Origin of the sequence: Paraburkholderia sp. BL6665CI2N2, from assembly GCF_004366535.1 — a bacterium.
Taxonomy (GTDB): Bacteria; Pseudomonadota; Gammaproteobacteria; order Burkholderiales; family Burkholderiaceae; genus Paraburkholderia.
On record NZ_SORC01000001.1, the window covers coordinates 6842273 to 6854874 of the forward strand.

The 12602-nt window shown below is 63.0% G+C and carries 13 protein-coding genes; 4 read left to right on the forward strand and 9 right to left on the reverse strand.

Annotated elements, in window-relative coordinates; all coding sequences use genetic code 11:
* Window positions 1–292: 292 nt before the first annotated feature.
* From B0G81_RS30675 to B0G81_RS30685, 3 genes are all read right to left on the reverse strand, one after another.
* Complete coding sequence (locus tag B0G81_RS30675; protein ID WP_134140546.1) at window positions 293–1513, reverse strand: benzoate/H(+) symporter BenE family transporter; 1221 nt, start codon at window positions 1511–1513, stop codon at window positions 293–295.
* A gap of 51 nt (window positions 1514–1564) precedes the next feature.
* A complete protein-coding gene (locus B0G81_RS30680; RefSeq protein WP_106280213.1) occupies window positions 1565–2740 on the reverse strand; it encodes a VWA domain-containing protein in 1176 nt (391 codons plus the stop codon).
* A gap of 107 nt (window positions 2741–2847) precedes the next feature.
* Entirely contained in the window at window positions 2848–3690 is an 843-nt protein-coding gene (locus B0G81_RS30685; RefSeq protein WP_012432267.1) for a MoxR family ATPase, read from the reverse strand.
* Between the two features lie 481 nt (window positions 3691–4171).
* On the opposite strand from B0G81_RS30685, the gene B0G81_RS30690 reads away from it, so the two are divergent.
* Together B0G81_RS30690 and B0G81_RS30695 are read left to right on the forward strand one after the other, a co-directional pair.
* A complete protein-coding gene (locus tag B0G81_RS30690) occupies window positions 4172–4540 on the forward strand; it encodes a c-type cytochrome (RefSeq protein WP_106280215.1) in 369 nt (122 codons plus the stop codon).
* A gap of 59 nt (window positions 4541–4599) precedes the next feature.
* Window positions 4600–4983 carry a c-type cytochrome gene (locus B0G81_RS30695; RefSeq protein ID WP_106280217.1) on the forward strand — a complete coding sequence of 128 codons (384 nt, stop codon included), beginning with the start codon at window positions 4600–4602 and terminating at the stop codon, window positions 4981–4983.
* Window positions 4984–5110: 127 nt separating this feature from the next.
* Here B0G81_RS30695 and B0G81_RS30700 read toward each other — a convergent pair whose 3' ends face one another.
* The 3 genes from B0G81_RS30700 to rsxB all read right to left on the reverse strand — a co-directional run bounded on the left by B0G81_RS30700 (window position 5111) and on the right by rsxB (window position 7196).
* Window positions 5111–5545, reverse strand: coding sequence for a DUF1841 family protein (locus B0G81_RS30700; protein WP_012432270.1), 435 nt, complete (start codon window positions 5543–5545; stop codon window positions 5111–5113).
* Between the two features lie 153 nt (window positions 5546–5698).
* Window positions 5699–6343, reverse strand: a complete 645-nt coding sequence (nth, locus tag B0G81_RS30705; RefSeq protein ID WP_134140550.1) for an endonuclease III — start codon at window positions 6341–6343, stop codon at window positions 5699–5701.
* A gap of 19 nt (window positions 6344–6362) precedes the next feature.
* Window positions 6363–7196 (reverse strand): electron transport complex subunit RsxB, encoded by an 834-nt coding sequence (rsxB, locus tag B0G81_RS30710; RefSeq protein WP_134140553.1) that lies wholly within the window; start codon window positions 7194–7196, stop codon window positions 6363–6365.
* A 242-nt stretch (window positions 7197–7438) separates the two neighbouring features.
* Here rsxB and B0G81_RS30715 point away from each other — a divergent pair, with 242 nt between their 5' ends.
* The gene (locus B0G81_RS30715) at window positions 7439–8071 is read left to right on the forward strand and encodes a TetR/AcrR family transcriptional regulator (RefSeq protein WP_012432273.1); all 633 of its coding nucleotides are present in this window, start codon (window positions 7439–7441) and stop codon (window positions 8069–8071) included.
* A gap of 88 nt (window positions 8072–8159) precedes the next feature.
* Here B0G81_RS30715 and phaZ read toward each other — a convergent pair whose 3' ends face one another.
* Together phaZ and B0G81_RS30725 are read right to left on the reverse strand one after the other, a co-directional pair.
* Window positions 8160–9437 (reverse strand): polyhydroxyalkanoate depolymerase, encoded by a 1278-nt coding sequence (phaZ, locus tag B0G81_RS30720; protein WP_134140558.1) that lies wholly within the window; start codon window positions 9435–9437, stop codon window positions 8160–8162.
* Window positions 9438–9617: 180 nt separating this feature from the next.
* Window positions 9618–11498: a glycoside hydrolase family 15 protein gene (locus B0G81_RS30725; RefSeq protein WP_134140562.1), complete on the reverse strand. Its 1881-nt coding sequence runs from the start codon at window positions 11496–11498 to the stop codon at window positions 9618–9620.
* 241 nt (window positions 11499–11739) lie between these two features.
* Between B0G81_RS30725 and B0G81_RS30730 the strand changes: the two genes are divergently transcribed.
* Window positions 11740–11985 (forward strand): hypothetical protein, encoded by a 246-nt coding sequence (locus B0G81_RS30730; protein WP_116119369.1) that lies wholly within the window; start codon window positions 11740–11742, stop codon window positions 11983–11985.
* A 255-nt stretch (window positions 11986–12240) separates the two neighbouring features.
* On the opposite strand, the gene B0G81_RS30735 is transcribed toward B0G81_RS30730, so the two are convergent.
* Complete coding sequence (locus B0G81_RS30735; RefSeq protein ID WP_007175701.1) at window positions 12241–12393, reverse strand: DUF3096 domain-containing protein; 153 nt, start codon at window positions 12391–12393, stop codon at window positions 12241–12243.
* Between the last annotated feature and the right edge of the window lie 209 nt (window positions 12394–12602).

Sequence of the window (12602 nt, forward strand, 5' to 3'; positions counted from 1 at the left end):
GGCTGATGCAGTGTTGACACTTGCCCATGCCGATCCGTTCACATCGATTTCACGCGGCATTTTCCGCCGAACGATCCAGCGCTGACCGATTCTGCCGAGCGGATTTTACCGGCTGATTATTGCCAACCGATTTTGCCGGCAACAGGCAACAGGCGAAAGGCGGCGGGACGCCGAGCCGTTGTCTCGCGCAGCGGGCGCATCAAGCGCGCAGGGCGTTCAACACCCACTCCGCGGCAGCGCGGCTGTCGCCCGTCGCCGGATCACCAGGCCGCCGCCTCGCGCCGCAGGCGCATCAAGGCCGCCGCGCATTCAACACCACCTGCGTCAGCACACCTGCCACCAGGCCCCAGAAAGCCGAACCGATGGACAGCAAAGACAGCCCCGACGCCGTCACCATGAACGTGACCAGCGCCGCCTCGCGCTGCTTCAGGTCCTGCATCGCGTTGGCGAGGCCACTCATGATCGAGCCGAACAACGCCAGCGCCGCGACGGACACCACCAGCGCCTTCGGCAAGGCCGCGAACAGCGCGGCGATGGTCGCGCCGAAAACCCCGGCGATCAGGTAGAAGATGCCGCACCACACCGCCGCCATATAGCGCTTGTTGCGATTTTCGTGCGCTTCGGGGCCGGTGCAGATCGCCGCCGTGATCGCTGCAAGATTGATGCCGTGCGAACCAAACGGCGCGAGCAGCAACGAGGCGATGCCGGTGGTCGAAATCAGCGGCGCCGAGGGCGTGGTGTAGCCGTCCGCGCGCAACACGGCGATGCCCGGCACGTTCTGCGACGCCATCGCCACGACGAACAGCGGAATGCCGATGCTGACGCCGGCCGCTACCGAAAACGCCGGCATCGTGAACACCGGATGCGCCAGCGCGACGTGAAAGCGGCTGAAGTCGAGCAGCCCGAGCCCGCCGGCAGCCGCGGTGCCGACGATCAGCGTCGTGACGATCGCGTAGCGCGGCGCGAGCCGTTTGACGATCAGATAGGTGAAGAACATCGTCAGCACGAGCGCGGTCTGGAATTGCGCGGCGCGGAAAATCTCGATGCCGATCTCGAACAGGATGCCCGCCAGCAAAGCCGAGGCGATGCCCGCCGGAATCTTCTTCATCAGCGTGTCGAACCAGCCGGTCAGGCCGACCAGCGTAAGCAGCAGCGCGCAGACGATAAACGCGCCGATCGCCTCCGCATACGGCACGTGCGGCAGCGAGGACACCAGCAGCGCCGCGCCGGGCGTCGACCAGGCGATCACGATCGGCGCGCGAAAGCGCAGCGACAGCCCGATCGTGCAGACGGCCATGCCGATCGACAAGGCCCAGATCCACGACGAAATCTGCGCGTCGGATAGATGCGCGGCCAGGCCGGCCTGGGACATCAGCACGAGCGAACTGGTGTAGCCGGTCATCATCGCGACAAAACCGGCGACGATGGCGGACAGCGACGTGTCGGCGAAAGGATTGAGGCGCCCGGGCGGCGCGGCGGCCGGGGACAAATGGGGCGTGCTGGACGGACTCATGCAGATGCTTTCTTATCGAAGATGGTAAGGCGAAGGTAGAACGCGACCCGGTTATTTGCTCAGCATGCGCATGGCGGCCTCGAGGCCGGCGAGCGTGAGCGGGTACATGCGATGGCCGAGCACTTCGCGGATCGCGCTGACCGACTGCCGGTACGCCCACAAGCCTTCCGGTTCGGGATTGAGCCACGCGTGATGCGGGAAATGATCGGCGAGCCGGCGCAGCCACACCGCGCCGGCTTCGGCGTTGTTGTACTCCACCGAGCCGCCCGGCTGCAGGACTTCGTACGGGCTCATGGTCGCGTCGCCGACGAAAATCAGCTTGTAGTCCGAGGTGAATTTGTGCAGCACGTCCCACGTCGGCATGCGCTCGGCGTGACGGCGGCGGTTGTTCTTCCACAGGAAGTCGTACACGCAGTTGTGGAAATAGTAGAACTCCAGGTGCTTGAACTCGGCTTTGGCGGCGGAGAACAGCTCCTCGGTGCGCTTGATGTGATCGTCCATCGAGCCGCCCACGTCGAGCAGCATCAGCACTTTCACCTTGTTGTGCCGCTCGGGCACCATCTTCAGATCGAGCCAGCCGGCGTTCGCGGCCGTGCTGCGGATCGTGTCGGGCAGATCGAGCTCTTCGGCGGCGCCTTCGCGAGCGAAGCGGCGCAGGCGGCGCAGCGCGATCTTGATGTTGCGCGTGCCGATTTCCACCTGGTCGTCGTAATCGCGATAGGCGCGCGCTTCCCAGACCTTGACGGCGGTGCGGTTGCCCGCCGCGTCGCCGCCGATGCGCACGCCCTCCGGGTTGTAGCCGCCATTGCCGAACGGCGACGTGCCGCCGGTGCCGATCCACTTGCTGCCGCCTTCGTGCCGCTCCTTCTGCTCGTCGAACAGTTCCTTCAGGCGCTCCATGAGCTTGTCGAGGCCACCCATCGCCTCGATCTGCGCTTTTTCTTCCGGCGACAGGTCGCGTTGCAGCTTCTTTTTCAGCCAGTCGAGCGGGATGTCGAAGGCGAGCTCCGAAGCTTGCGCCACGCCTTTGAAATACGCGCCGAACGCCTGGTCGAACTTGTCGAAGTACTGCTCGTCCTTGACCAGCGTGATGCGCGCGAGATAGTAGAACTCGTCGAGCGACGGCGCGATCACGTTGGCCTTGAGCGCCTCGAGCAGCGTCAGGTATTCCTTCACCGACACCGGCAGTTTGGCGGCGCGCAGCGAGTAGAAGAAGTCGATCAGCATGCTGGGTCCTCTGCGGCGGCGGGTTGTCGGGGCGGCGCGCTTTTCAGTGGCGGCCTCGCGACCATCCGGCTCTTGGTCACGATCATCGGCGCTCGTTGAACGCTCGATCAACGGTTATTGCGGTTCATGAAGATCAGCCGCTCGAACAGGCTCACGTCCTGCTCGTTTTTCAGCAGCGCGCCATGCAGCGGCGGAATGATCTGCTTCTGGTCGGACGAGCGCAGCGCTTCCGGCGGAATGTCTTCGGCGAGCAGCAGCTTGAGCCAGTCGAGCAGTTCCGAGGTGGACGGCTTCTTCTTCAATCCGGCGACGTTGCGCAATTCGAAAAAGCTCTGCATGGCGGCCGCGAGCAGTTCCTTCTTGATGCCGGGGTAGTGCACCTCGACGATCTGCTGCATGGTGACCGGATCGGGGAACTTGATGTAGTGGAAGAAGCAGCGGCGCAGGAACGCGTCCGGCAGCTCCTTCTCGTTGTTCGACGTGATGATCACGAGCGGGCGCTGTTTCGCGCGGATCAGCTCGTGCGTCTCGTACACGTAGAACTCCATGCGGTCGAGTTCGCGCAGCAAATCGTTCGGAAATTCGATGTCGGCCTTGTCGATCTCGTCGATCAGCAGCACGGTTTGCTCGTCCGACTCGAACGCCTGCCACAGCACGCCCTTGACGATGTAGTTGCGGATGTCCTTGACGCGCTCGTCGCCGAGTTGCGAATCGCGCAGGCGCGACACCGCGTCGTACTCGTACAGACCCTGCTGCGCCTTGGTGGTGGACTTGATGTGCCATTGCAGCAGCGGCATGCCGAGCGCGGCGGCGACTTCTTCGGCGAGCATGGTTTTGCCCGTGCCGGGCTCGCCCTTGATCAGCAGCGGGCGCTTGAGCGTCATCGCGGCGTTGACCGCGAGCTTGAGGTCGTCGGTGGCGACGTACTGCGATGAGCCTTCGAAACGCATGGCGAGCTGCTCTTTTTTGGGAAAAAACCCAGTATAAGTCAGAAGGCCTGTTGGCCTGAAACCGCCTCGCGTAAGGTGTCTTCCGCGGTGGCGTGGCGTGAAGCGAGTGCGCACGCGGCGTCCGCGAGCGGGCCGAATGCTCGCCCGGCGCGCCCGGTGGGCGGGCGAGCCGGGCGAGAGCGGGCTGGGCGGGCGTCGGTTGCCGTGCTGGCCGCGGTATCGAACGGGTGCGCACCGGCGCAAGCAGCCCAGATGCAACGGCGGCCGCCATGCCCCGCGGATTGGCTGCTGCGAAGCAAAGCGGCGCTAGCCGTGGCTTTGCGGCGGCTGGACGCGCCGCCGCCCCGCGCGGTGGACGTTCGGCGCGGCGTCGCGGTACAATTAGCCCGATTTTTTTGGCCTGCGTGGCTACCCTATAAGAATAACGGCGCGGGCCGTTGCCTTCTGGTCGCCCGTTTCCCCTCAAGCCAGGTTACATGCTATGAATAAATTCGTTGGCAAAAACGTCGTGATCGCAGCGCTGTCGGTGCTCGCGGGCTATACGGCCAGTGCGCAGGCAGCGGATGTCGTCGGCAACGCGAAGGCGGGCCAGGGCAAGGTCGCGATGTGTATTGGCTGCCACGGCATCCCTGAATACCGCACGGCTTACCCTGAGGTCTACCGCGTGCCAATGCTCGGCGGGCAGAACCAGGCGTACCTCGAGAACGCCCTGCATGGCTACAAGAAGGGCGACCGCCATTTCGAAACAATGCGCGCCATCACCGCGTCGCTGTCGGATCAGGACATCGCCGACATCGCGGCCTACTACGCAGCACAAAATTCCTCTTCGAAGAGCAATCCCGACAAGTGACCGGCTGCGGCTCGTCCATCCAGTCACTCGGCTAATAAATTCGCGGGATAGGAGAATTCATGAATAAGCCCCAACAGGCACTCCACACGGTGTTCAAGGCTGCATGCGCGTCGGCGGCAGTGATCGGTCTGGTTGCAGCGAACCTCGCGCACGCGGCCGACGCAGGCAACGGCAAGGTGCTGTCCGACAGCCACAACTGCGCGGCGTGCCACGGCGTGAACCTGAACAAGCCGGTGAGCCCGGAATATCCGAAGCTCGCGGGTCAGCATTCCGACTATGTCTACTTTGCGCTGCGTCAGTATCAGATGGGCAACGGCAACCCGCATTTCGGTCGCAACAACCCGATCATGCAGGCGCAAGTGCAAAGCCTGTCGCAAAGCGATATGAAAGACATTGCGGCTTATGTCGAATCGCTGAACGGCGATCTGGTGCAGAAGAAGTAAGCGCGTCGCACCATCTTCGCGCTGCTTTCGGATTGAACGACACCCCGCTTCGGCGGGGTGTTGTGCTTTTGGAGCCGCGGTCTTTGCCCGCTCGCCCCCGCTCGCCCTTGTACGCGCGACGCCGGCCTCAATCGCGCGTGGCGCGCCGCTCGATGCGTTGCAGATACGCGTCCGTGTCCGGCGGCGTGCCGGTGCGCTGTGCTTCCCAGATGGTTTCGCCGAGGCAGTCCATGATCGCGTGCTGCGCTTCGTGGGTCGAGCCGAGGCGTGCGGCAAGCCGTTCATGCGCCGCGCGAATGCCGGGCGGCTGGTCGATCGAGAGCTGTTCGGTGATCGCCAGATGCATCGACAGATGCAGAAACGGGTTGGTCTGGCCGCGTTCGGGCGAGTAGTCCTGCGCCTGGGCGGCGTCGCCGTCGGTCAGGTCGGCGTGGTATTCGGGGTGTTCGACGATCCAGTCGGCGGCAATGGCCTCCAGCGGCGTCAGAATTTCGCCTTTGCGCTGCTTGCGCCAGGTGTCGGTGAAGAAGAGACGGACTTCGTCGCGGCTGGGATTGAACATCGTGAGACCGTTGCGTTGAGTGGGCGTGGGACGTGAGCCTGTGAAGGCGTCAGTTCGCGAAGCGGACGAGCCGACGAGGCAGGGCGTCATTTTACGCCGGGGCGGCGCGGGCTGCTGGCGGCGCTCCGGCGCTGCGCGAGGCGCCGGTTGCGCTTACAGATCCGGCGGCGGCGTTTTCGGCCGAAACTCGCACAGCGGCTCGATCACGCAATGCCAGCATTCAGGCCGGCGCGCCTTGCACACATAACGGCCGTGCAGGATCAGCCAGTGGTGCGCGTCCTGCTTGAACTCGGCGGGCGTGAATTTCTCCAGCGCCACTTCGACCGCGCGAACGTCCTTGCCCGGCGCGAGGCCGGTTCGATTCGCAACCCGAAAGATGTGCGTGTCGACCGCAATGGTCGGATGACCGAACGCCGTGTTCAGAATCACATTGGCCGTTTTCCGGCCCACGCCCGGCAGACTTTCGAGCGCTTCGCGATCCTCGGGCACTTCGCCGCCGTACTGGTCGAGCAGAATGCGGCAAGTCGCGATGACGTTCTTCGCCTTGGTGCGATAGAGGCCGATAGTCTTGATGTAGCCGGTCACGCCTTCCTCGCCCAGATCGAAAACCTTCTGCGGCGTGTTCGCGACCGGGAACATCTTGCGCATGGCCTTGTTGACCGACACGTCGGTGGCCTGCGCTGACAGCAACACGGCGATCAGCAGTTCGAACGGAGTGGTGTACTCGAGTTCGGTTGTCGGATGAGGATTGAGACTCTGAAGCGTCTCGTAGATGGCGCGGCGTTTGTTCGCGTTCATGCTGGGCGTGACGGTGCGGTTAATGCTTGTCGGACGGCGTGCCGGTGTCGTCCGCGGCGAGGCCGAGACGGCGGCGGCGTGCTTCGGCGGCGTCGATCTGCGCCTGCACATCCGCGCTCACGCGCTCGGTGTTGAGCGGGCCCTGGCCTTTGGCGGCCAGTTCCTCTTTCTTCTTGCGGGCACGTTCGAGCGCGGCCTGGATGATCGCGCGTTTCTTTGCATCGGCGTCGTCGGCGGCGGGTGCAGCCGATGGCGTCGCCTCGCTGGCCGCAGTTGTTTCGGTAACCTGAGCAGTGAGAGTGCTGCCTGCTCGCCGCGCTGCAGCACGTGCTTCGGCAGCCTCGCGCTCGCGTGCGAGACGCGCTTCGCGCCGGTCGTGGCGTGCGCGCGCGGCGTCGGCCTGCGCCTGGCTCCATGCATTCCAACCGGTCGCTTCACCCGTGACCGGCGGCAAGGCGATGCAGTCGACGGGGCAGGGCGGCACGCACAGGTCGCAGCCGGTGCAGAGCTCGACGATCACCGTATGCATCTGTTTCGGTGCGCCAACTATTGCATCGACTGGACAGGCCTGCATGCACAACGTGCAACCGATGCAAACTTGCTCGTCGATAACCGCCAACGGGCGCGGCCTTTCGACGCCATTGGCGGAATTGAGCGGGATGACCGGCTTGCCGAGCAACGCGGCAAGCCGCGCGATGCCTTCGGCGCCGCCCGGCGGGCACTGGTTGTAATTGGCCTCGCCGCTTGCAACGGCTTCGGCATAGGGACGGCATGCGGGGTAACCGCACTTGGTGCATTGCGTCTGGGGGAGCAGATCTTCGATGCGGTCTGCGAGGGTTCTGGTATCTGTCACGGTCACGGCGTGGGGCTCTGACTGGTGCTTTGGCTTGCGGCCGCACAGCTTGAACTAAATAGCACATTATCGCCGATTTCCCCAATTGCCATCCGCAATCCATGTGCCATAATCGAAGCGCTTTTTCGAAAGACCGCAGAAGGGTATTCCCCCAACCAGCCCGTTCAGTGCTGTCGGTGCAAGGCCCGAGGAGAGGCCGGCGGCGCGATCCGGATAACGCGGCTCACGAAGACGATGCCACCATGAATCAGCCGAAAATCAAAAGAGATCCTGAAGGCACACGGCGCCGCATTCTGCTCGCGGCGGCCGAAGAGTTTGCAAATGGTGGGCTATTCGGCGCGCGCGTCGATCAAATCGCTCGCCGCGCGGAAACGAATGAGCGCATGCTCTATTACTACTTCGGTAGCAAGGAGCAACTGTTTACCGCGGTACTCGAGCACGCGTTCAGCGCGCTCAACGAAGCGGAGCGTACGCTCGAACTCAATGGCATTGCCCCGGTCGAGGCCATCACGCGTCTCGCGCATTTTGTTTGGGATTACTACCGCGATCATCCCGAGTTGCTGCGTCTCATCAATAACGAGAATCTGCACGAAGCACGCTATATGCAGAAGTCCACGCGCATCCGCGAAATGATCTCGCCGATCGTCGCCACGCTCGGCGGCATTCTCGAACGCGGTCAACGCGCGGGGCTGTTTCGCACCAATGTCGATCCGCTGCGCTTCTATGTCACGCTGTCCGGCATGGGCTATTACATCGTGTCGAACCGCTTCACGCTCGAAGCCACGCTCGGCCGCGATTTCAGCAGCGCGAGCGAGCGCAGTGAAGTGATTCAAATGAACACCGAGTTGCTGCTCGCCTATCTGTTGCGGAAGTAACCTCGCGCCGCGCACCGAGGCTTCGGGATCCTCATAAACGACAACGGCCTCCGAAGAGGCCGTTGTTTATCGACTATGCGTGCGACGCTCAGGCTTCGACTTTTTCCTTCGCAACCTTCGGCGCCTTGTTGTGTTCGAGGATGAAGTCGCGCAACTGCGGATAGATGATGGTGCGCCAGCGGCGCCCTGAGAAAATGCCGTAGTGCCCGCACTTTTCCGCGGTGAAGTGACGCTTGTTCGCTTCCGGAATGCCAGTGCACAGATCGTGTGCGGCATAGGTCTGGCCGTCGCCGGAGATATCGTCCAACTCGCCTTCGATCGTGAAGAGCGCGGTCTTCGTGATGTCCTGCGGTTTCACCCGTTCGCCGGAGACGTCCCACGTGCCTTCGGCAAGGCTGAATTCCTGGAAGACCACGCGGATCGTGTCGAGGTAATAGTCGGCGTCCATGTCGAGCACGGCGTTGTACTCGTCGTAGAAGCGGCGATGCGCTTCCGCGTCGTCTTCGTCGCCGCGCAGCAGGCTCTGGTAGTAATCCCAGTGCGACGCCGCGTGGCGTTCCGGATTCATGGCCACAAAGCCGGTGTGCTGCAAAAAGCCCGGGTAAACCTTACGGCCCACGCCCGGATAATTCGGCGGCACCGTGAAGATCACGTTGTTCTCGAACCATTCGTACGAGTGCTGCGTGGCGAGCGAGTTGACCGAGGTCGGGCTTTTGCGCGCGTCGATCGGGCCGCCCATCATCGTCATGGTGCGCGGCGTGTCTTCACCGCGGCTCGCCAGCAGCGAGATGGCGGCGAGCACCGGCACGGTCGGCTGACACACCGAGATCACGTGCAGATTCTTCGCGCCGATGTGACGGATGAATTCCTGAATGTAGGCGACATAGTCGTCCAGACCAAACTCGCCGGCTTCGAGCGGCACCATGCGTGCGTCGATCCAGTCGGTCAGGTAGACCTTGTGATCCTGCAGCAGCGTTTTAACGGTGTCGCGCAGCAGCGTGGCGTGGTGTCCTGACAACGGTGCGCACAACAGCACGACCGGCTCATCTTTCAATTGGGTAACAGCGTCGCTGTCGTCGGCGAAACGCTTGAAGCGCATCAGGCGGCAGAACGGCTTCTCGATGATCGTCTGTTCGATGATCGGGATGTTATGGCCGTCTTTGACAATCTGATGAAGATTGAACTCAGGCTTTTCGTAATCTTTACCAAGCCGGTAGAGCAGTTCGTAACCGGCTGAGAGGCGCGTGGCGCCAGGCACGTAGGCCAAAGGGCTGGCGGGATTCGCAAAGGATTTCGATGCGGCCTGAGCCCAGGCGGTGAGAGGGCTCAACATCGCCCGTTGGAATTCGTGCAGTTGGTAGAGCATGGGTGCTCCGTTTTAAGCGGTTCGCATGGGGCTTCGCAAACACGCCTGTGGCGTTGCAGCGGGCCAAATTGTTTGTAGGCACATTGTTTTTCGGCCGACAGTCTCGTGGATCATATCGAACAAAGCGTACTTGTGCAATGCAGCATTTTGCGCGCACAGGGCACGCAAACTGTCATTAAATCATGCTACTGGCGATGTTGCCGCGCCGCTATCCGGGGTTGCAGCAGCATCAAGTTCCGTTCCTCCGGTGCCGTTATGGGAGGGGTGCCCGGTCGCCTGCGCCATGGCCTGTTCATGTTTCATCAGGTTCAGGCCGGTGTGGACCAGCGCCACGTGCGAAAACGCCTGCGGAAAATTGCCGACAAGACGCTTCGCAGCCGGGTCGTATTCCTCCGCGAGCAAACCGACATCGTTGCAGAGCGCGAGCAGCCGTTCGTACATCGCGATTGCTTCGTCGATACGGCCTTGCAGCGCCAGGTTGTCCACCATCCAGAACGAACACGCTAGAAACGTGCCTTCTCCCGGCGGCAGGCCGTCGTCGTATTCGGTCGTGCGATAGCGCATCACGAAGCCGTCGTGCATCAGGTCGCGTTCGATCGCCGCCACGGTGCCTTTTACGCGCGGATCGTTCGGCGGCAAGAAGGCGACTAGCGGCATCAGCAGCACGCTCGCATCGAGCTGGTCGGTGCCGTAGCACTGCGAGAACGCGTTGAGCGCGGGATTCCATGCCTTCTCGCAGACTTCCGCATGAATTTTCGCGCGGGTGGCGCGCCATTCGTCGAGCGGCCCGTCGAGCTTGAACATTTCCGCCGACTTGATGGCGCGGTCGTAGGCGACCCACGCCATGACCTTCGAGAAGGTGAAATGCTGCCGGCCGCCGCGCGTTTCCCAGATACCTTCGTCGGGTTCCTGCCAGATCGTGTCGAGGTGCTTCAGCAGCGCGCGTTGCACGTTCCATGCGGTGTCGTCCGCCTGCAGGCCGCCGACGCGCGCCAGATGCAGCGCATTCATCACTTCGCCATAGACGTCGAGCTGGCGCTGGCCGACCGCGTTATTGCCGATCCGCACCGGTTTCGCGTCCTGATAGCCCGGCAGCCAGTCGATTTCGAATTCGGGCAGGCGCCGCTCGCCGGCGATGCCGTACATGATCTGCAACTGGTCCGGCGCACCGGCCATCACGCGGCCGAGCCAGCTGCGCCATGCGCGTGCTTCGTCGTAGTAGCCGCCGCGCATCATCGCGAGCAGCGTGATGGTGGCGTCGCGCAGCCAGCAGTAGCGGTAGTCCCAGTTGCGCGTGCCGCCGAGCTGCTCCGGCAGCGACGTAGTGGGCGCGGCGACGATGCCGCCGGTCGGCTCGTAAGCGAGCGCCTTCAGCGTGATCAGCGAGCGGCGGATCGGTTCGGCCCAGCGTCCTTCGACCGTGCTGCGCGCCGACCATTCGAGCCAGTGATTCTCGGTGCGCGCCAGCGAGGTGTGCGCATCGCGCGCCGGCGGAATGCGCAGATGCGAGGCCGCATAAGCCAGCGAGAACGGCACCCGTTCGCCTTCGCTGACGGTGAATTCGGCGACTGTCTTCATGTCTTCGCCGCGCAACTCGACCGGCGTGCGCAACACGGCGGTGTCCGGTCCGACGATCGCCTTGATGCCGCTGTCGTGCTTCAGGCGGTCAACCCACGGAATCGAAAAGCCGTAATCGAAGCGCAGCACCAGTTCCATTTTCATGGGCACCCTGCCGCGTCTACCGACCACGAGCCGCACCATTTCCGACCAGCCGTTACCCGGCGGCATGAAATCGATCAGCGTGACGGCGCCCTCGGGCGTCTCGAAGTCGGTTTCGAGGATCAGCGTCTCGCCGCGATAGCGCCGGGTGATGGTCGGCGGCGTGTCCGAAACTGGCGAGATCAGCCAGCGGCCGTTTTCGGGCGTGCCGAGCAGGGCGGCGAAACAGGCGCCGGAATCGAAGCGCGGCCAGCAGAGCCAGTCGACGGATCCCTCGCGGGAAACGAGCGCGGCCGTATGGCCGTCGCCGATGAGCGCATAGTCTTCGATAAGTGCGGGCATGGGGAGCGAGTCAGTAGTGCGCGCGGCGAGTCGCGCCCGCGCGAGGTGTCGTTGAAGTGTCGTTGCCTTTACCCGACTGGCTGGATGCGTTTTGGTTCATCACGCAACGCAGCACAATGCGGGTTGGTAATTGTCAAATCAATGCCTACAATCAGATTTCATACCGACGCCCGGAGCTTTCCGGATTATGACCCAGCCCCGCCCATGGCGCATACAGACGCCGTTTCCGAGGACTAAAGCTATGCTGAACCCGTCGAAATCTGATTGCATCACGATTCTCTCGGCCGCCAGCGAACTTGCCGACGATTCGATGCTGCCACTCGATCATGGCCGCCTGGGTCTGACCCGCAACGGCTTGATGACAGCCGCCGCGTTTCTGGTCGAACGGGCCTGCTTCCGCCGTTACCAGACAGGCGACGGCCATTATGCCGTCGGCGCGCTGTCGCTGCAGGGACGGCTGCGTCTCGACCAGCTTTCGAACGGTTGACTGACGGCGCTTCATGCACACCGGACGGTGACGTCACCGCACTGACCGCAAACTCACCATGCATCGGCCGAACGAACAGTGCTTCGCCATGCCGTCCGGGTTCATCGCTTGCATCGAGCTTCACGGCCAGTCGGCGCGTGAAGCTTTCGCACATCTCATGTCCTGACTCGATGCGCGGCGCAGCCGGGCCGGCGCTGCGCCCGGTCGCGCGTTGCATGCTTGCGTAACCCTTGCGTAAGCGCTTGCCGCCGCCGCTCAGAAGTGCGACGACCCCACGCCGAAGATCCCAATGATGCCGATGATGATCAGATAGAGCGCGACGATGTAGTTCAACAGGCGCGGCATGACGAGAATCAGAATACCGGCGATCAACGAAACCAGCGGGCCCAGGCTGAGTGTGACGTTCATGAAGACTCCGTAGTGTGAGACGCGATTAAAAAAACGCCCCGTCAGGCGGGACAATTGCTACTCATGCTGCCGATTGCCGTCGGACCGGATGCCGGTCAACGGATTCGCTGCATGATGCGACACAACGCTTTTATACTTCTTTCGATAAGAACAACGCTCGACCGATTGCGCGGCAGACCAGCGACACCATGACAACCGATTCAACCAAA

Excerpts from the sequence above, each read along its gene's own strand:
- B0G81_RS30675 (WP_134140546.1), bottom strand. The coding sequence starts at position 1,513 with ATGAGTCCGTCCAGCACGCCCCATTTGTCCCCGGCCGCCGCGCCGCCC.
- B0G81_RS30680 (WP_106280213.1), bottom strand. The coding sequence starts at position 2,740 with ATGCTGATCGACTTCTTCTACTCGCTGCGCGCCGCCAAACTGCCGGTG.
- B0G81_RS30685 (WP_012432267.1), bottom strand. The coding sequence starts at position 3,690 with ATGCGTTTCGAAGGCTCATCGCAGTACGTCGCCACCGACGACCTCAAG.
- B0G81_RS30690 (WP_106280215.1), top strand. The coding sequence starts at position 4,172 with ATGAATAAATTCGTTGGCAAAAACGTCGTGATCGCAGCGCTGTCGGTG.
- B0G81_RS30695 (WP_106280217.1), top strand. The coding sequence starts at position 4,600 with ATGAATAAGCCCCAACAGGCACTCCACACGGTGTTCAAGGCTGCATGC.
- B0G81_RS30700 (WP_012432270.1), bottom strand. The coding sequence starts at position 5,545 with ATGTTCAATCCCAGCCGCGACGAAGTCCGTCTCTTCTTCACCGACACC.
- nth (WP_134140550.1), bottom strand. The coding sequence starts at position 6,343 with ATGAACGCGAACAAACGCCGCGCCATCTACGAGACGCTTCAGAGTCTC.
- B0G81_RS30715 (WP_012432273.1), top strand. The coding sequence starts at position 7,439 with ATGAATCAGCCGAAAATCAAAAGAGATCCTGAAGGCACACGGCGCCGC.
- phaZ (WP_134140558.1), bottom strand. The coding sequence starts at position 9,437 with ATGCTCTACCAACTGCACGAATTCCAACGGGCGATGTTGAGCCCTCTC.
- B0G81_RS30725 (WP_134140562.1), bottom strand. The coding sequence starts at position 11,498 with ATGCCCGCACTTATCGAAGACTATGCGCTCATCGGCGACGGCCATACG.
- B0G81_RS30730 (WP_116119369.1), top strand. The coding sequence starts at position 11,740 with ATGCTGAACCCGTCGAAATCTGATTGCATCACGATTCTCTCGGCCGCC.
- B0G81_RS30735 (WP_007175701.1), bottom strand. The coding sequence starts at position 12,393 with ATGAACGTCACACTCAGCCTGGGCCCGCTGGTTTCGTTGATCGCCGGT.